The organism is Streptomyces sp. VTCC 41912, assembly GCF_045799175.1.
In the GTDB taxonomy this organism is placed as follows: domain Bacteria; phylum Actinomycetota; class Actinomycetes; order Streptomycetales; family Streptomycetaceae; genus Streptomyces; species Streptomyces albulus_C.
Window position 1 is genome coordinate 78,597 of sequence record NZ_JBJMAB010000021.1, and the last position, 15,779, is coordinate 94,375.

General features: G+C 72.0%; 14 protein-coding genes and 1 riboswitch. Of the genes, 6 read left to right on the forward strand and 8 right to left on the reverse strand.

Going from position 1 to position 15,779, the window contains the following annotated elements; translation table 11 throughout:
• Window positions 1-284: 284 nt before the first annotated feature.
• The gene (locus ACJ6WD_RS25980; protein WP_376444574.1) at window positions 285-1,265 is read right to left on the reverse strand and encodes a DUF998 domain-containing protein; all 981 of its coding nucleotides are present in this window, start codon (window positions 1,263-1,265) and stop codon (window positions 285-287) included.
• Window positions 1,266-1,859: 594 nt separating this feature from the next.
• Between ACJ6WD_RS25980 and ACJ6WD_RS25985 the strand changes: the two genes are divergently transcribed.
• On the forward strand, window positions 1,860-2,237 hold the full coding sequence (locus ACJ6WD_RS25985) for a hypothetical protein (RefSeq protein ID WP_407616601.1): 378 nt from the start codon (window positions 1,860-1,862) through the stop codon (window positions 2,235-2,237).
• Between the two features lie 133 nt (window positions 2,238-2,370).
• Window positions 2,371-3,600, forward strand: a complete 1,230-nt coding sequence (locus tag ACJ6WD_RS25990) for a hypothetical protein (RefSeq protein WP_407616602.1) — start codon at window positions 2,371-2,373, stop codon at window positions 3,598-3,600.
• 115 nt (window positions 3,601-3,715) lie between these two features.
• Here the strand turns inward: ACJ6WD_RS25990 and groL are convergent, their stop codons facing one another.
• From groL to thrC, 4 genes are all read right to left on the reverse strand, one after another.
• The gene (gene groL / locus ACJ6WD_RS25995; protein WP_020929769.1) at window positions 3,716-5,341 is read right to left on the reverse strand and encodes a chaperonin GroEL; all 1,626 of its coding nucleotides are present in this window, start codon (window positions 5,339-5,341) and stop codon (window positions 3,716-3,718) included.
• 411 nt (window positions 5,342-5,752) lie between these two features.
• Entirely contained in the window at window positions 5,753-5,956 is a 204-nt protein-coding gene (locus ACJ6WD_RS26000) for a cold-shock protein (RefSeq protein ID WP_003949956.1), read from the reverse strand.
• 480 nt (window positions 5,957-6,436) lie between these two features.
• Complete coding sequence (locus ACJ6WD_RS26005; RefSeq protein WP_043265631.1) at window positions 6,437-6,715, reverse strand: MoaD/ThiS family protein; 279 nt, start codon at window positions 6,713-6,715, stop codon at window positions 6,437-6,439.
• Window positions 6,716-6,770: 55 nt separating this feature from the next.
• Complete coding sequence (thrC, locus tag ACJ6WD_RS26010; protein ID WP_407616603.1) at window positions 6,771-8,048, reverse strand: threonine synthase; 1,278 nt, start codon at window positions 8,046-8,048, stop codon at window positions 6,771-6,773.
• A gap of 17 nt (window positions 8,049-8,065) precedes the next feature.
• Window positions 8,066-8,223, reverse strand: a riboswitch (SAM riboswitch).
• 175 nt (window positions 8,224-8,398) lie between these two features.
• On the opposite strand from thrC, the gene ACJ6WD_RS26015 reads away from it, so the two are divergent.
• From ACJ6WD_RS26015 to ACJ6WD_RS26030, 4 genes are all read left to right on the forward strand, one after another.
• The gene (locus tag ACJ6WD_RS26015) at window positions 8,399-9,373 is read left to right on the forward strand and encodes a glucosyl-3-phosphoglycerate synthase (protein ID WP_407616604.1); all 975 of its coding nucleotides are present in this window, start codon (window positions 8,399-8,401) and stop codon (window positions 9,371-9,373) included.
• A gap of 48 nt (window positions 9,374-9,421) precedes the next feature.
• A complete protein-coding gene (locus ACJ6WD_RS26020; protein ID WP_407616605.1) occupies window positions 9,422-10,918 on the forward strand; it encodes a trehalose-6-phosphate synthase in 1,497 nt (498 codons plus the stop codon).
• Window positions 10,919-10,979: 61 nt separating this feature from the next.
• The gene (locus tag ACJ6WD_RS26025; protein ID WP_407616606.1) at window positions 10,980-12,020 is read left to right on the forward strand and encodes a cytochrome c oxidase assembly protein; all 1,041 of its coding nucleotides are present in this window, start codon (window positions 10,980-10,982) and stop codon (window positions 12,018-12,020) included.
• Between the two features lie 103 nt (window positions 12,021-12,123).
• Window positions 12,124-12,810 carry a hypothetical protein gene (locus ACJ6WD_RS26030; RefSeq protein ID WP_233658609.1) on the forward strand — a complete coding sequence of 229 codons (687 nt, stop codon included), beginning with the start codon at window positions 12,124-12,126 and terminating at the stop codon, window positions 12,808-12,810.
• Between the two features lie 25 nt (window positions 12,811-12,835).
• Here the strand turns inward: ACJ6WD_RS26030 and otsB are convergent, their stop codons facing one another.
• The 3 genes from otsB to ACJ6WD_RS26045 all read right to left on the reverse strand — a co-directional run bounded on the left by otsB (window position 12,836) and on the right by ACJ6WD_RS26045 (window position 15,500).
• Complete coding sequence (gene otsB, locus ACJ6WD_RS26035; RefSeq protein WP_233658610.1) at window positions 12,836-13,813, reverse strand: trehalose-phosphatase; 978 nt, start codon at window positions 13,811-13,813, stop codon at window positions 12,836-12,838.
• 117 nt (window positions 13,814-13,930) lie between these two features.
• Window positions 13,931-14,182 (reverse strand): DUF3263 domain-containing protein, encoded by a 252-nt coding sequence (locus ACJ6WD_RS26040; protein ID WP_016572191.1) that lies wholly within the window; start codon window positions 14,180-14,182, stop codon window positions 13,931-13,933.
• Between the two features lie 97 nt (window positions 14,183-14,279).
• Window positions 14,280-15,500, reverse strand: coding sequence for an extracellular solute-binding protein (locus ACJ6WD_RS26045; RefSeq protein ID WP_233658611.1), 1,221 nt, complete (start codon window positions 15,498-15,500; stop codon window positions 14,280-14,282).
• Window positions 15,501-15,779 lie beyond the last annotated feature (279 nt).

Genomic DNA, 15,779 nt, shown 5'->3' on the forward strand with positions numbered 1-15,779 from the left:
GAAGTCGAGCCGTGCGGACGGTTCCGCTCCCACAGCCCCACCTCGGCCCGCCCCCGCACACGCACCGACCGCACCGACCGCACCGACCGCACCGACCGCACCGACCGCACCGCAAACGAGCCCAGCGGCTCCCGGGCCCCCGGGCCCCCACAGCCCCGCCCAAGCGCCCTCAGGCAGCCCTCAACCGAAGCCCTTCACACCGGAACCACACCGAGGCAGCCCACCCACGCCAAACCCACCCCCACTCCCCCGCCCACCCCCACTCCCACTCCCACCCCCACGAATCAGCCACTCCCCCCAGAACCAGCCGCTCCCCCGGCATCAGCCACGCCCCCGGAGCCAGCTCCGCCCGCGGAACCGCCCGCTCCCCCGGATTCAGCCGCCCCGCCGGAGTCAGCCCCGCGCCCAGCACCCCCAGCGCCACCAGCTCCCCCAGCCCCATCCCCGTCGCCGGAGTCAACCGCCTGCGCCCGTCCCGCGGGTTCGGTGCGCCAGACGCGGCGGAGGCCCTCCACGTAGCGCTCCCAGGGGCCGTCCCAGTGGCCGGCCCAGCGTCGTCGGCGGCGGGCCGAGCGGCCCAATTCCCAGGCCAGGAGGGCGAACCAGACGCCCACCAGCACCAGGTGGACGCGTTGCGGGATGCCGTGCCAGCCGGGGTGGCCGATGAGCGGGCCGACGGTCAGGATCGCGGCGGGCATGGCCACGGCCAGGACGCGCGGGCCCCAGCGGCGGACGAGCGGCATCGGGGGACGTTGCACGGCGGCGGCCCGGCTGAGGGTCGCCATCGAGGCGAAGAGGAAGAAGTGGGCGAAGGCGCTGGTGGCGGTGTGCCAGGGGTGGACCGGCACGCAGCCGCGTTCCACCGAGGGGGCGCAGGCCATGGGCAGGACCACGTCGGCCAGTGAGGAGAGGCCGAGGCCGACCAGGGCGAGCCAGCCGGTGCGGGCCCAGCGGCCGTGGCCGGCGGGCGTGCTGCGGGCCAGGAGGGCGCCGGCGATGACCACGAGTGCGCAGCCGCTCTCCAGCCCGCCGAAGAGGTGGCGCAGCGGCTGGTCGGCGGCGTAGAGCTCGCTGACGTAGGAGTGGCGTGGGTCGAGGCCGGTGCGGAGGCGGAATTCCAGTAGCCACCAGTTGTAGAGCAGGGCGGCGACGGCGAAGAGGAAGGCCGCCGTCGCCTCGCGGCCGGCGTAGCGGGTGGTGGGGGCGACCACGGGCTCGTAGACGGTGCGGGCACCGGTCCGCGTGGGGTTCGGGACGTTCGGCACGGGCGGGTCCTGTTCCGGTGGGGGGCGGGGGCCTGGGGCGTGTCCGATGGGTCGGGGCCGGGGCCGGGGCCGCGGCGCCTGGCGCGGCACCTCGCAGCGTTGCCGAAACGTCCCAATAGCTCCGCTATCGCGCTATCGGACCGCTCCGGCGCCTTGCGATGCACCGCACGCGACGCCGCGGCCCATCCGGCCCTGACCCATCGGACACGCCCTAGTGCGAAGGGTCTCCCCGGCGAGGCCCGCTCCGTTGGCGCGCCGGGTGCAGGCGCGCCGAGTTGTCACCCGACAGGCGGAGCCAATCCCCTGAACGCGTGATCCGGCCAATTGCGGCATCGGGTTTGAAGGGTCGTGCGGTGGCCGGACGATCGCGGTTCGGCCGGTTGCCGCCGGTTCTTGGTCATCGGGTCGTGCGTTCGCGTGAGCAATGCGTCATTGCCGATCGGTCGGTGATCATGCTTCCGCATAGCGGTGATCGTGTCTGTCCACATGTGGGCTGGTGCGGAGGGTGACGGACCGGCTGTCATTGCCTCGCCGGGATCACCGACGCTCCGCAACGGGGCGCCCCGGCAGGTGACCCAGGGGGGAACGGCAGTGATGGCCGAGTCGTGCAGCACCGTCCGTGAGCGCGCGGGGAGCGGCTCGGTCGTCCCCCGCGAGGACGGCGACGGCGCCCCGCCGCAGGGCCTGCGGTGGGCGGGCCGGGGCGACGGCGGCCACGCGGTCCGCACGGCGCACCACGGCGGCACCGGCGTCGCGCGGGGTCCGGTCGTCCGGGCCGGCGCGGAACGGGCCCGTCCGGGCTCCCCAGGGACGGTCGGCGGCCACGGCCATGGCGCCGGCGACGGTTCCGCTCTCTCCGTCGGCCCGACCGTCAGTGGGGTGGACGTCCCCGCCCGCGTCCCCGCCCGCGCCGCCGCCGCGGTCCGGGACGGCAGGCCCGTCGCCACCCCGAACTCCGGTTCCTCCGGCTGAGCTTCCTCTCCTCGCGCTCTCCCCCCGCGGTCACCGGCGGGTGCGGCCGACGCACGGCCGTCACGGTCCGCGTCGTCGCACCCGCGAAGTGCCCCGTCCGCACCGGCTCTCCCCGTACGAAGGGAACACGTTCATGAACGACCTCACCGAAGAGCAAGCCGCCGAGGCATTACAGGCCGCGGCCGCGGTCCTGCTCACCACCGGCGCCAAGACCGCCGCCGCGGCGGCCCCGGCCCCCGACGAGACCTGGCCGTTGCCCGGCGGCACGGCCTGGGTCTACTACGGCGAGGGCAACCAGGGCCTGGTCCGTCCGGTCCTGATGGCCGACGGCTTCAACACCGGCCCCAGCGACCTCGACCTGTCCTGGGAGCACCTCAACCGGCGCGGCTACCCGCTGTTGGACGAGCTCCGCCGTCGGCGCCGGGACGTCGTCCTCATCGGCTACGACGAGCGCAGCGCCTCCCTCCTGGACAACGCCCGGGTCGCCACGGCCGCCGTCCATCGGGCGCTCGCCGAGCGTCTGGGCGGTGAGCGGCTCGTCGTCGGCGGCTTCAGCATGGGCGGTCTGGTCACGCGTTACGCCTTGGCCCGGTTGGAGACCGAGCGCATCGACCACCAGACGGGGGTGTACTTCTCCTGGGACAGTCCGCACACCGGCGCCTGGATCCCGCTCGCGCTCCAGGCGTTCGCGCACTACATCAGGAAGTTGGACGACCGGTTCTCCCGTCAGATCAACAGTCCGGCCGCCCAGCAGTTGCTGTGGCGCCACCTCTCCCACTGGGAGGACAAGCCGGGGCCCAGCCCGTTGCGCACGGACTTCCTCGACCGGCTTGGGGAGGTGGGCAATTGGCCCCAGTTGCCGCGTCTGCTCGCGCTGGCCAACGGGCCGGGGAACGGCTGCGGCAACGGCATCCGGCCGGGCGTCAAGGCCGTCGTCGGCAAGGGCCTCGCCGTCTCGGGGACGGATCTGCGCACCCAGTCCGAGGGCGACGAGCGGCTGGTGGCGAAGCTCCGGGTGGTGACCGTGCCCACCCGGGAGGTCCGCACGAGCGGGCTGCCGGACATCGACGGTGCGCCCGGCGGCACCCTGGAGGGCTTCGGCGTCCTCGCCGACGCGCTCAACAAGCTGGCGCCCGTCCTGGGCTTCGCGGTGGTGAACCCGATCCGTGAGCACTGCTTCGTCCCGGCGGTGAGTGCGGTGGCCGTCCGGGAGCCGAGCAGCCACGGCGACCTCTATCTGCCGATCGACGAACTGGCGCCGGAGGAGAGCGCGTTGGACGATTTCGTGCTCGCCTCGCGCAACGAGCAGCACACCCTGATCACGGAAGAGCTCTCCGGCTGGCTGCTGGATCGCCTGCCGTAGTGGTGGGCGCCGCGGGGCGCCGGTTCGTGGACGAAACGCCGCCGGGGCGGCACCCCCTGGGAGAGGGGGTGCCGCCCCGGCGCACGAAGCGGGACGTCGATCAACCAGAGGTCGATCAGAAGTCCATGTCACCGCCCGGCATGCCGCCCGGAGCGCCCGCGGCAGCGGCCTTCTCCGGCTTGTCGGCGATGACGGCCTCGGTGGTGAGGAACAGCGCGGCGATCGACGCGGCGTTCTGGAGCGCGGAGCGCGTCACCTTGGCCGGGTCGAGGATGCCCTCGGCGATCATGTCGACGTACTCGCCGGTGGCGGCGTTCAGACCGTGGCCGACGGCCAGGTTGCGCACCTTCTCCACGACGACGCCGCCTTCGAGACCACCGTTGACGGCGATCTGCTTGAGCGGGGCCTCCAGGGCGAGCTTCACGGCGTTGGCGCCGGTCGCCTCGTCACCCTCGAGCTCCAGCTTCTCGAAGACCGAGGAGGCCTGCAGCAGGGCCACGCCACCGCCGGCGACGATGCCCTCCTCGACGGCCGCCTTCGCGTTGCGAACGGCGTCCTCGATGCGGTGCTTGCGCTCCTTGAGCTCGACCTCGGTCGCGGCACCGGCCTTGATGACGGCCACGCCGCCGGCCAGCTTCGCGAGGCGCTCCTGGAGCTTCTCGCGGTCGTAGTCCGAGTCGCTGTTCTCGATCTCGGCGCGGATCTGGTTGACCCGGCCCTGGACCTGCTCGCTGTCGCCGGCACCGTCGACGATGGTGGTCTCGTCCTTGGTGATGACGACCTTGCGGGCGCGGCCGAGCAGGTCGAGACCGGCGTTCTCCAGCTTGAGGCCGACCTCCTCGGAGATGACGGTGCCACCGGTGAGGATGGCGATGTCGCCGAGCATGGCCTTGCGGCGGTCACCGAAGCCGGGCGCCTTGACCGCGACGGACTTGAAGGTGCCGCGGATCTTGTTGACGACCAGGGTCGACAGGGCCTCGCCCTCGACGTCCTCGGCGATGATCAGCAGCGGCTTGCCGGACTGCATGACCTTCTCCAGGAGAGGCAGCAGGTCCTTCACGTTGCCGATCTTGGAGTTGACGATGAGGATGTAGGGGTCCTCGAGCGCCGCCTCCATGCGCTCCATGTCGGTCGCGAAGTACGCCGAGATGTAGCCCTTGTCGAAGCGCATGCCCTCGGTGAGTTCCAGCTCCAGACCGAAGGTCTGGGACTCCTCGACGGTGATGACGCCTTCCTTGCCGACCTTGTCCATGGCCTCGGCGATGAGCTCGCCGATCTGCGGGTCGGCGGCGGAGATGGAGGCGGTGGAGGCGATCTGCTCCTTGGTCTCGATCTCCTTGGCCTGGTCGAGCAGCGCACCGGAGACGGCCTCGACGGCCTTCTCGATGCCGCGCTTCAGGGCCATCGGGTTGGCGCCGGCGGCGACGTTGCGCAGGCCCTCGCGGACCAGCGCCTGGGCCAGGACGGTCGCGGTCGTCGTGCCGTCACCGGCGACGTCGTCCGTCTTCTTCGCGACCTCCTTGACCAGCTCGGCGCCGATCTTCTCGTACGGGTCCTCCAGCTCGATCTCCTTGGCGATGGAGACACCATCGTTGGTGATCGTGGGGGCGCCCCACTTCTTTTCAAGGACGACGTTGCGGCCCTTGGGGCCGAGGGTGACCTTGACGGCGTCGGCGAGCTGGTTCATACCGCGCTCAAGGCCGCGCCGCGCCTCCTCGTCGAACGCGATGATCTTGGCCATGTGAAGTGGTCCCTCCGGACTGATGGGGTACCCCCCGCTTCCAACCGGGTTGAGAGCTGGGGGAGGAAACCTCGGACCGTGCTGGCGCCCGCGACGGACGGCCTGCATGCCGTGTGGTTCCTTGCCCCACCTGGCGTGCCGACCTCACCGACCCGATCCATTTTCAGCACTCTCACGGGGAGAGTGCTAACGCAATGATTAGCACTCGCACCAGTCGAGTGCAAGCGCTTGACCGGGGGACCCCCCGTCCGTGAGACGATCGGCGGCCCCGTCGGGACCGCTTCCTACCCGCCCGCGCGCGCCCGCGTACCACTCCCTCGGGACGCCGGTGACCTCCGGGAACAGCAGAAGGCTCGCAACCCCGTGCCGGGGGCTGCGAGCCTTCTTCCAACGATGCAGTCGGCCGCCGCCTCAGGCGGCGACCCGGACCATATCCGCCTGTGGCCCCTTCTGGCCCTGCGAGATCTCGAACTCGACTCGCTGACCCTCCTCAAGGGTGCGGTACCCGTCCATCTGGATCGCGCTGTAGTGGACGAAAACATCCGCACCACCGTCGACCGCGATGAAGCCGTACCCCTTCTCCGCGTTGAACCACTTGACGGTGCCCTGAGCCATGCCTAACTCCCCTATTACTGGCCCTTGCGCAGGACCGCACTCCGCGGACCCGGGTCAGACCTCACCCCCCGAAATGGTCCGCGGGGTGTGCGCCGGAACGCGTCGACCGCCGCTGAATGTATCTGGACCAATGCCCAGCGCAACAGGTCAATCGGACGAGAATTCTGGCGTCGGGGAAACGGCCGTATGCGCTCAAATCCCGTTATCCCAGGCGAAGTCGGGCCGGGTATATGCCACACGGGCGACAAATCGCGCACACAACTTGCGCACAAGTCACTGCGATCTCATATGCGTTCGGCATGCGCTTCGGCATGCACGCGGAGATAACCGGAGGGGGATCACCCCAATGGTATCCCCTTTCACAACACGGAATTGCCCCGTCCGTTTCGTACGGACGGGGCAATTTCCGGTCACTACCGGCAAAGAGTTGGCGCAAATTCGCTCGGCGCTTGTGCGCCGACGGCGACGGGCGCCGCGGCGTCAGCAGCCGCCGGCGACCGCCGGGATGATCGAGACGCCGGCGCCGTCCGGCGTCGGGGTCTCCAGGCCCTGCTCGAAGCGGACGTCGTCGTCGTTGACGTAGACGTTCACGAAGCGGCGCAGCTTGCCCGCGTCGTCGAGCACCCGGGCCGCGATGCCCTGGTGGTTCTTCTCCAGGTCGGCGATCACCTCGGAGAGGGTCGCGCCCTCGGCGGCCACCTCGGCCTCGCCTCCGGTGTACGTGCGCAGGATGGTGGGGATGCGGACCTTGACGCTCATGGTTCTGCCTTCCAGGGAAGTACGGGGGTGCGGGAGGGACGGGCGGAGGGCCGGCTCAGCCGGCCAGGCCGGCCTCGCGGAACGCGTCCAGGTCCGGCCGGATGGTGGCGGTGGGCCCGGCGGCGACGGCGTCGAGGGTCTTCAGGCCGTCACCGGTGTTCAGCACGACGGTGGTCAGCGACGGGTCCAGGAGGCCGTTCTCGATCAGCTTCCTGGTCACGCCGACGGTCACGCCGCCCGCGGTCTCCGCGAAGATCCCTTCGGTCCGGGCCAGCAGCTTGATCGCGTCCACGATCTGCGGGTCGGTGACGTCCTCGACGGCCCCGCCGGTGCGGCGCGCGATGTCGAGCACGTACGGGCCGTCGGCGGGGTTGCCGATCGCCAGCGACTTGGCGATGGTGTTCGGCTTCTGCGGCTTGACGACCTCGTGGCCGGCCTTGAAGGCCGCGGAGACCGGCGAGCAGCCCTCGGCCTGGGCGCCGAAGATCTTGTACGGCTTGTCCTCGACCAGACCGAGGGCGATCAGCTCCTTCAGCCCCTTGTCGATCTTGGTGAGCTGGGAGCCGGACGCGATCGGGATGACCAGCTGGTCCGGGAGCTGCCAGCCGAGCTGCTCGCAGATCTCGTAGGCCAGCGTCTTGGAGCCCTCGCCGTAGTAGGGGCGCAGGTTGACGTTGACGAAGCCCCAGCCCTCGCCCAGCGGGTCGCCGATGAGCTCGGAGCAGAAGCGGTTCACGTCGTCGTAGTTGCCCTCGATGGCGACCAGGTCGCCGCCGTAGACCGCGGCCATCACGACCTTGCCGGGCTCCAGGTCGTGCGGGATGAAGACGCAGGACTTGAAGCCGGCGCGGCGCGCCGCGGCGCCGACCGCACCGGCCAGGTTGCCGGTGGAGGAGCAGGACAGGGTGGTGAAGCCGAAGGCGCGGGCGGCCTCGACGGCGATCGCGACGACCCGGTCCTTGAAGGAGTGGGTGGGGTTGCCGGAGTCGTCCTTGACGTACAGGGCGCCGGTGACGCCGAGCTCGGCGGCGAGTCGGTCGGCCTTGACGAGCTTGGTGAAGCCGGGGTTGAGGTTGGGCTTGTCGGCCACGTCGGCGGGGACGGGCAGCAGCGGGGCGTAGCGCCAGATGTTGGCGGGACCGGCCTCGATCCGCTTCCTCAGCTCTTCGGGGTCGCTGGCGGGCAGCTCGTAGGCGACTTCCAGCGGGCCGAAACACTCCTGGCACGCGAAGATCGGGCCGAGCGGGAAGCGCTGTCCGCACTCGCGACAGGAGAGTGCGACGGCGGGACCGAGGGCGACGGAGGGAGCGGATTCGGTGACTTGCACAGCCATGGAGGCGAGGCCCTTTCTCCTCATCTTCCTCACGACGCATCTCGTCGTGAGACGGATTTGGCACCTTCCCTAGCCGGGAGCCTCGCGCGCGCACCGTGTGGTCGTGCGGCGGAGACCGGCTGGAGGGTTGCCGGGGCTTCAACGGGCCGTATCCCTCTGCCCCTCTGGATGAGCGGTATGGCGCTGGGATGGAACCCAGGCGTTTGTGGCGCGGTGACCCCGACATGCGACGGTCATCCGCGTTGTTCAAGACTGTAACCGAAGGCACTCACCGTTGAGATAGTCGTCCGGTCCGCGAGATGGATCACATAACGGGTTCCCGTTCGGGGCCACCGAGGAGAGTCGTAGACGTGCTGGAAGAAGTGGAGCGCTGGCTGGCGGCTCGCTCCTGGTCCGCCGCGGACCGCCCGCTGGAGCGTCTGGTGGAGGCCAAGCGGCAGACGGGTCGGACGGTCAGCGTGGTGCTGCCCGCGCTCGACGAGGAGGCGACGGTCGGCGCGATCGTGGCGGCGATCCGTGCCGACCTGATGACCGGGGAGGTGCCGCTGGTCGACGAGCTGGTGGTGCTGGACTCGGGCTCCACCGACCGCACCGCCGAGGTCGCCGCGGCGGCCGGTGCGCGGGTCGTGCACCGGGATGCCGTGCTGCCGCGGATCCCTGCGCTGCCCGGCAAGGGCGAGGTGCTGTGGCGTTCGCTGTTGGTGACCGGTGGCGACATCGTCTGTTTCGTCGACGCCGACCTGCGGGAGTTCTCGTCCACCTTCGTCTCGGGGATCGTCGGGCCGCTGCTGACCGATCCGGAGGTCGAGTTCGTCAAGGCGATGTACGACCGGCCGCTGGAGACGGGTGCGGGCCGCGCCGCGGCGGGGGCCGGCGGCGAGCAGGGCGGTCGGGTCACCGAGCTGGTCGCCCGGCCGCTGCTGAACCTCCACTGGCCGCAGCTGGCCGGGTTCGTGCAGCCGCTGGGCGGGGAGTACGCGGCCCGTCGCTCGCTACTGGAGCGGCTGCCGTTCCCGGTCGGTTACGGGGTGGAGCTGGGGCTGCTGGTGGACGCGCTGCACACGGTGGGGCTGGATGCGCTGGCCCAGGTGGACGTGGGGGTGCGCAGGCACCGGCATCAGGACGGCCAGGCGCTCGGCCGGATGGCCGCCGCCATCTACCGCACCGCCCAACTCCGTTTGGCGCGGGGGCATTTGGTGCGGCCCCGGCTGACCCAGTTCGAGCGCGGGGAGGACGGCTTCGTGCCGCGGACGACGGTGGTGGACACCGAGGAGCGGCCGCCGATGGCCGGAATACCGGAGTACGCGGAACGGCGGGCGGCCTGAGGGGCGGTCGTACGTTTGCGCGGATCGGTGACGGGTTAATGTCGCGACATGGTCTCCGAGACGGTCACCGAGCGCAGTGCGGTCCAGTCAGGTGCCGAGGTCCTCGTCGCGTCGAACCGCGGGCCCGTGTCGTACGCCCTGCAAGAGGGCGGTGAGCTGAGCGCCAAGCGGGGCGGCGGGGGGCTGGTGTCGGGGCTCTCGGCCATCGGGCCCGAGGCGGGTGCGGTGTGGGTGTGCGCGGCGCTCGGGGACGGCGACCGGGAGGCGGTGCGGCGGTCCGGGGGGCTGCTGGACACCGCGGACACCGGCGGGCAGCGCGTGCGGATGTTGGACATCCCGGCGGAGGTGCACGCCGCGGCCTACAACGGCGTCGCCAACTCGGTGCTGTGGTTCGTCCACCACATGCTCTACCAGACGCCGGTGGAGCCGGTCTTCGACGCGGACTTCCGGGAGCAGTGGGCGGCGTACGAGGCGTACAACGCGGCGTTCGCCGGGGCGCTGGCGGAGGCGGCGGGCCCGGGCGCGGCGGTGCTGGTGCAGGACTACCACCTGGCGCTGGTGCCGGGGATGCTGCGCGAGGTGCGGCCGGACGTGCGGATCGCGCACTTCTCGCACACGCCGTGGGCGCCGCCGGAGTACTTCGCGCTGCTGCCCGACGACGTCCAGCGGCAGCTGCTGTTGGGGATCCTCGGCGCCGATCGGGCGAACTTCCTGACCGAGCGGTGGGCGCGGGCGTTCGCGGCGTGCTGCGAGCGGGCGCTGGGGCCGGACTGCACGGCGCACTGGCCGCGGCACGAGCCGCCGAGCGTCGTCGCGGGCCCGGCGGCGCACCGGACCCGGATCGGGGTGCACGGGCTGGGGGCGGACGCGGAGTTCCTGCGGGAGCGGTCGCGGCGGCCCGACGTCGAGGAGCGGATGGCGGGGCTGCGCGAGCAGATCGGCGGTGCCGGGCGGAAGACCGTCGTGCGGGTGGACCGCACGGAGCTGTCCAAGAACATCGTGCGCGGGCTGTTGGCCTTCCGGCGGCTGCTGGCCGACCGGCCGGAGTGGCGCGAGCAGGTGGTGCACCTGGCGTTCGCCTATCCGTCGCGGCAGGACCTGGCCGTCTACCGCGACTACACCGCGCGGGTCGGTGCGCTCGCCGAGGAGATCAACGCGGAGTACGGCACGGCCACCTGGCAGCCGGTGGTGCTGCACGTCAGGGACGATTTCGCGCGGTCGTTGGCGGCGTACAGGCTGGCCGACGTGGCGCTGGTCAATCCGATCCGGGACGGGATGAACCTGGTCGCCAAGGAGGTGCCGGTGGTCTCCGACGCCGGGTGCGCGCTGGTGCTGTCCCGGGAGGCCGGGGCGTGGGTGGAGCTGGGGGCGGACGCGCTGACGGTCAACCCCTACGACGTGGGGCAGACCGCCGAGGCGCTGCACGCCGCGCTGACCATGCCGGTCGAGGAGCGGGCCGCGCGCACCGCCCGGCTGGCGGCGGCGGCGACGGCGCTGCCGCCCGAGCGGTGGTTCCTGGAGCAGTTGCGGGCCCTGGAGGAGTGACCGGCCCGGTGCGGGTGCCCCGCCGGTAGATCGTTAGCGGGCGGGGCTAGCGTGGTGGGCCGTGACAGTGACTACGCATGCGCCGACGGCGGTGGCGTCCGGTCTGCCGGAGCTGACCGCCGGGCGGCTGCTCGACAGCTGGCGGCTCGACCCCTACGCGCTGGTGCTGATTCTGGTCCTGGGCGGGCTGTACGCCTGGGGCGTGGTGCGGTTGGCGCGGCGCGGGCAGCGGTGGCCGGTGGCCCGGTCGGTGGCGTTCGCGGGCCTGGGGCTGGGTGCGGTCGCGGTGGCGACCATGTCGGGGCTGGCGGTCTACGACCACGAGCTGTTCTGGCCGGCCGCGGTGCAGAACATCGTGTTGGACCTGATCGCGCCGCTGGGGCTGGCGCTGGGCGACCCGTTGTCGTTGGCGCTGAAGGTGCTGCCGCCCGAGCGGCGGACGGCCCGCTGGTTGCGGGCGCGGCTCTCCGGCCGGCTCCTGCGGTTCCTGACGTTCCCGCTGGTCAGCACGGTGCTGGTGCTCTCCTCCGAGTTGGCGATCTACTTCACGCCGTACTTTCCGACGGCGCTGCGGCACGGTCCGCTGCACGAGCTGATGTACCTGCAACTGCTGGTCGTGGGCAGCCTCTTCGTGTTGCCGATGCTCAGCCGCGAGGAGTTGCTGCCGTCCTGGTGCAGCCATCCGGTGCGGGCCCTGCTGGTCCTGTTGGACGGGTTGGTGGACGCGGTGCCCGGCATCGTGGTGATGACCAGCGGGACGCTGATCGCGGGGGGTTGGTACGCGTCCCAGCACCGGCCGTGGGATCCGAGCCTGCAGCAGGACCAGATGATCGGCGGCGGGTTGATGCTGACGATCGCCGAACTGGTCGGACTGCCCTTCATGATCGCGGTGTTCGCGGAGTGGGTGCGCGACGAGCGGCGCAGGACGCGGGCCCTGGACGCCCGGCTGGACCGGGAGTTGGCGGTCGCCGCACCGGCACCGGCAGCCACCGCGGCCGCCGCGGCCCCCGCAGCACCGGCCGTCGCGCAGCCGGAGGTGACCAGGCCCTGGTGGGAGACCGATCAGGGGGAGGTCGGCGAGCGGTTCAGGCGGGGACGCTAGGCGCCGGCCGCGCGGTGGTGCGGCCGCCCCTCGTGTGCTCCCGGTGCGCCCCCGCGCTCCGGTGCGGGGGCTGCGGCGGTCCCGGGCGGGGTAGTCCTCTGCCATGCCCCTCAACGCTCGGTCACGTTCCGCACGGTGGGCCGCGGTCGCGGCCGCCACCGTCCTGGCGACCACGGTCGCCGGCTGCTCCTCGGGGAAGGGCGGCGCCGACCCGAAGGGTGGTGCGTCGCGCTCCGGGACGGCGTCCCCTTCCGCGTCCGCCCCGTCCGGGGCGATACCCGTCGGCCCCGGGCCCCAGTCGGCGTACACGGTGCAGCGCCAGCCCGCCCCCGGTTCCTGCCACTTCCGCTACACCGCGGACAAACAGCCGCTGCCCGACCCGAAGTGCACCCCGGGCGCGACCAACCCCAAGGTCACCCCGCAGACGCTGGGGACCACGATCTGCCGGAGCGGCTACACCAAGGGCATCCGGCCGCCGGTGAGCATCACCGGCCGCGAGAAGACCGCCAACGCCGCGTCGTACGGCTACACCGGCCCGCTGCACGACGCCGAGTACGACCACCTCATCAGCCTCCAGTTGGGCGGCGACCCCAACGACCCGCGCAACATCTGGGTCGAGCCGCCGTCCCCGGGACACCGGCCGGGTGCCGGTCCCAACAACCCCAAGGACGGCGTGGAGAACAAGCTCAAGGCCGCCGTCTGCGCCGGCAAGACGGATCTGGCGAAGGCGCAGCAGGCCATCGCGCACGACTGGACGACGGCGCTGTCCACGTTGGGCCTCAAGGAGTAGCCCGGCCGTCACCGGCCGGGCCCGGCTATCCCTCCTGCGGCTCCTGCGTCCCGTGCGTCGCCTCCGGCTCGGGTGTGCCGGGCGGGGGCGGCGGCGGGTGCTCGATCCGGTCGGCGAGGGCGTTGAGCAGGGCGACCAGGCCCTTCGGCCCGTCGACGACCAGGTCGGCGCGGTCGGCGAGTTCGGTGACCTCGCTGCTGCCGCTGCACACCAGGACGCCGCCGGTGCCCTCGGAGCGCAGCTTCTCGACGGCGGCGAAGGCGGCCAGGTCGCCGAGGTCGTCGCCGGCGTAGAGGACGGCGGCGGCCCCGGTCTCCTCGACCCACTCGGCGAGCGCGACGCCCTTGTCCATGCCGGGCGGGCGCAGTTCCAGCACCAGTCGGCCCGGTTCGACGATCAGGCCGTGGCGCTCGGCGAGCGCGGTGAGCGGTTCCCGCAGCTGCTCGAAGGCGCCCTGCGGGTCGGCGGCGCGTCGGGTGTGCACGGCGATGGCGCGGCCGCCCTTGCGCTCGATGGCGGTCTCCACCCAGGTGCCGTGCCAGACCCCGGAGCGGTCCAGTACGCCGGGGAGTTCGGCCTGTATGGCGGCGATGCCCGGGTGCGGGGCGGGGGCGTGCAGGGCGCCGGTGGCGGCGTCCCAGCGTTCGGCGCCGTAGTGGCCGAGGACGACGAGGTGGGGCAGGCCCGGGGCCGCGTCGAGGCCGCCGAGGCGGACCGCGACGCCGGCCGGGCGGCCGGTGATCACCGCGAGTGCGCGCAGGTGCGGGGCGAGTCGGGCCAGGGCCGCGCGGGCGCCGGGGTGGGCCCGGGCCTTGGTGGGGTCGGGGACGATGTCGGCGAGCGTGCCGTCGAAGTCGAGGGCGACGACGGCGCGTTCGGGGTGGGCCAGCAGGGCGGCGAGGCCCTCCTGGCCGGCGGCGGTGTCCGGATGCGGGACGGCGGGCGGGGCCGGCACGGGGTCCGGCGCCGGTTCGGGAGGTGGTGCGGCGTTCGGGGTGCCCATGTCGCCGACCCTACCGGCGGGACACGGGCGCACGCCGGGTGTACGGGCGCATCCAACAGGCGGGCCGGCGCGCAAGCGCCGTCATCGGGGGGCGGAGGTCGGGTGACGGGCGGGCGGTCAGCGCCGTGCGCGGCGCGCGTCCCGCACTCGGCGCAGCCGGTTGACGGTCACCGGGTCGTGCGCGAGGGCGCGGGGGTCGTCGAGGAGTGCGTTGAGGAGTTGGTAGTAGCGGGTCGGGGAGATGCCGAGCCGTTCGCGGATGGCGCGTTCCTTGGCGCCGGGGCCGGGCCAGGGGCGGCGTTCGACGGCGAGCACCGCCTCGTCGCGGGCGGAGAGCCCGTGCGCGGTGTCGTCGGTGTCGTCCGTCATGCCGCTCCGCCGTCCGTCGTCTCGTTCCCACGATAAGCCCACCGCCGGGGGCGTTGCCGGGGCGGGCCCGGGGTGTGCGCCGGGCCCGCGGGCGGCGCTATTCGGCGGTGTTGTCGGCGGTGTCCGCGAGGTTCTGGATGTCGGTGAGGGTCGCGGAGGGGTTGCCGTGCGGGCCGACGGTGGCGCCCATCCGGGACTTGATGGTCTTGGAGACCAGCGGCCAGGACGTCTTGTCGGACGGGTAGAAGTGGGCGTTGGGCAGTTGGGTGAGGAAGCCGTGCAGCTTGCTGAACTTGTCGTCGGCGAGCATCGCCTGGGAGGCGGAGCTGGTGACCGGCAGCAGGTTGTAGTCGGCGGAGAACTTCAGGACGTTCTTCTGGCTGTAGACGAAGTTCAGGAACGTGCCGACCTCGGTGCGGTGGCCGTTCTGCTTGAACGCCATCATCCAGTCGGCGACGCCCATGGTGGCCTTGGCCTTGCCGGTGGCGCCGGGGAGTTCGACGGTGCCGTAGTCGACGCCCTTGGCCTCGGCCTGCTTCATCAGGGTGGGGTGGCCGTTGAGCATGCCGACGTCGCCGTCGGCGAAGGCGGCGAAGGCGTCCTCGCGGTTGAGCTTCGCGGGGTCGACGCCGGTCAGGTCCTTGCCGACGAGGTTCTTCTGGAGCCACTCGAAGGTCTTGACGTTCTCGGGCGCGTTGAGGGTGTACTTGCCGATGTTGTCGGTGTAGTCGCCGCCGCCGGCGAGCAGCCACTCCAGCGTCTCGGCCTGGGTCTCCTCCGGGCCGAGCGGCAGCGCGAAGGGGATCTTCACGCCGTGCGCCTTGAGGGCCTGGGCGTCGCTGACGATGTCGGCCCAGTTCTGCGGCGGGGAGGTGATGCCGGCCGCGGCGAACAGCTTCTTGTTGTAGAAGAGGCGGCGGGTGCTGGCCCCGAAGGGCATGCCGTACTGCTTGCGCTGGTATTCGCCGGCCTCCGCGAGGGAGGGCGTGAAGTCGGCCTGGACGGGGATGGAGAGCAGGTCGTCGGCGCCGTAGAGCTTGCCGCGGGCGGCGTAGTCGGCGTAGGCGCCGACCTGGGCCATGTCGGGGGCCTTGCCGGCGTTGACCAGGTCCTCGACCTTCTTGTCGACGACGGTCCAGTTGTAGACCTTGACGTCGACCTTGATGCCCGGGTTCTGCTCCTGGAAGTCGCGGACCAGGTCGTCCCAGTAGTGCTGGGAGCTGTTGGCCTTGCTGTCGCCGTAGTCGGCGGCGATCAGCGTGAGGGCGACGTCGTTGCCCCCGGAGTCGCTGCCGCAGCCGGTGAGAGTCACTGTCATGGTGGCGGCCAGTCCCGCCGCTGCCAGGCTCACGTACCGCCGTCGCACCGCTGTTACCGCCCCTTTGTCCCGAAAATTCTGTGCTTGCGGGTGTTCCCTCCGTCGTCGTGGGGATCGCCCGCGATCGACGCAGAACAGCGAGTCTCACCCACTGTCCCCCACAAGGTCTACACCACCTTCCCCGCGGTTCCCCTATCGGCCTGCCTCTCGTGCAGGTCAGGGGCGTTGCGAGGGGGCCGGCCGGGTCGGCTACCGGCGCGTACGCGCGGCCCCGGTACG

Excerpts from the sequence above, each read along its gene's own strand:
- ACJ6WD_RS26030 (WP_233658609.1), top strand. The coding sequence starts at position 12,124 with ATGCCCCTCAACGCTCGGTCACGTTCCGCACGGTGGGCCGCGGTCGCG.
- otsB (WP_233658610.1), bottom strand. The coding sequence starts at position 13,813 with ATGGGCACCCCGAACGCCGCACCACCTCCCGAACCGGCGCCGGACCCC.
- ACJ6WD_RS25985 (WP_407616601.1), top strand. The coding sequence starts at position 1,860 with ATGGCCGAGTCGTGCAGCACCGTCCGTGAGCGCGCGGGGAGCGGCTCG.
- ACJ6WD_RS26045 (WP_233658611.1), bottom strand. The coding sequence starts at position 15,500 with ATGACAGTGACTCTCACCGGCTGCGGCAGCGACTCCGGGGGCAACGAC.
- ACJ6WD_RS25990 (WP_407616602.1), top strand. The coding sequence starts at position 2,371 with ATGAACGACCTCACCGAAGAGCAAGCCGCCGAGGCATTACAGGCCGCG.
- ACJ6WD_RS26000 (WP_003949956.1), bottom strand. The coding sequence starts at position 5,956 with ATGGCTCAGGGCACCGTCAAGTGGTTCAACGCGGAGAAGGGGTACGGC.
- ACJ6WD_RS26020 (WP_407616605.1), top strand. The coding sequence starts at position 9,422 with ATGGTCTCCGAGACGGTCACCGAGCGCAGTGCGGTCCAGTCAGGTGCC.
- ACJ6WD_RS26040 (WP_016572191.1), bottom strand. The coding sequence starts at position 14,182 with ATGACGGACGACACCGACGACACCGCGCACGGGCTCTCCGCCCGCGAC.
- groL (WP_020929769.1), bottom strand. The coding sequence starts at position 5,341 with ATGGCCAAGATCATCGCGTTCGACGAGGAGGCGCGGCGCGGCCTTGAG.
- ACJ6WD_RS26005 (WP_043265631.1), bottom strand. The coding sequence starts at position 6,715 with ATGAGCGTCAAGGTCCGCATCCCCACCATCCTGCGCACGTACACCGGA.
- thrC (WP_407616603.1), bottom strand. The coding sequence starts at position 8,048 with ATGGCTGTGCAAGTCACCGAATCCGCTCCCTCCGTCGCCCTCGGTCCC.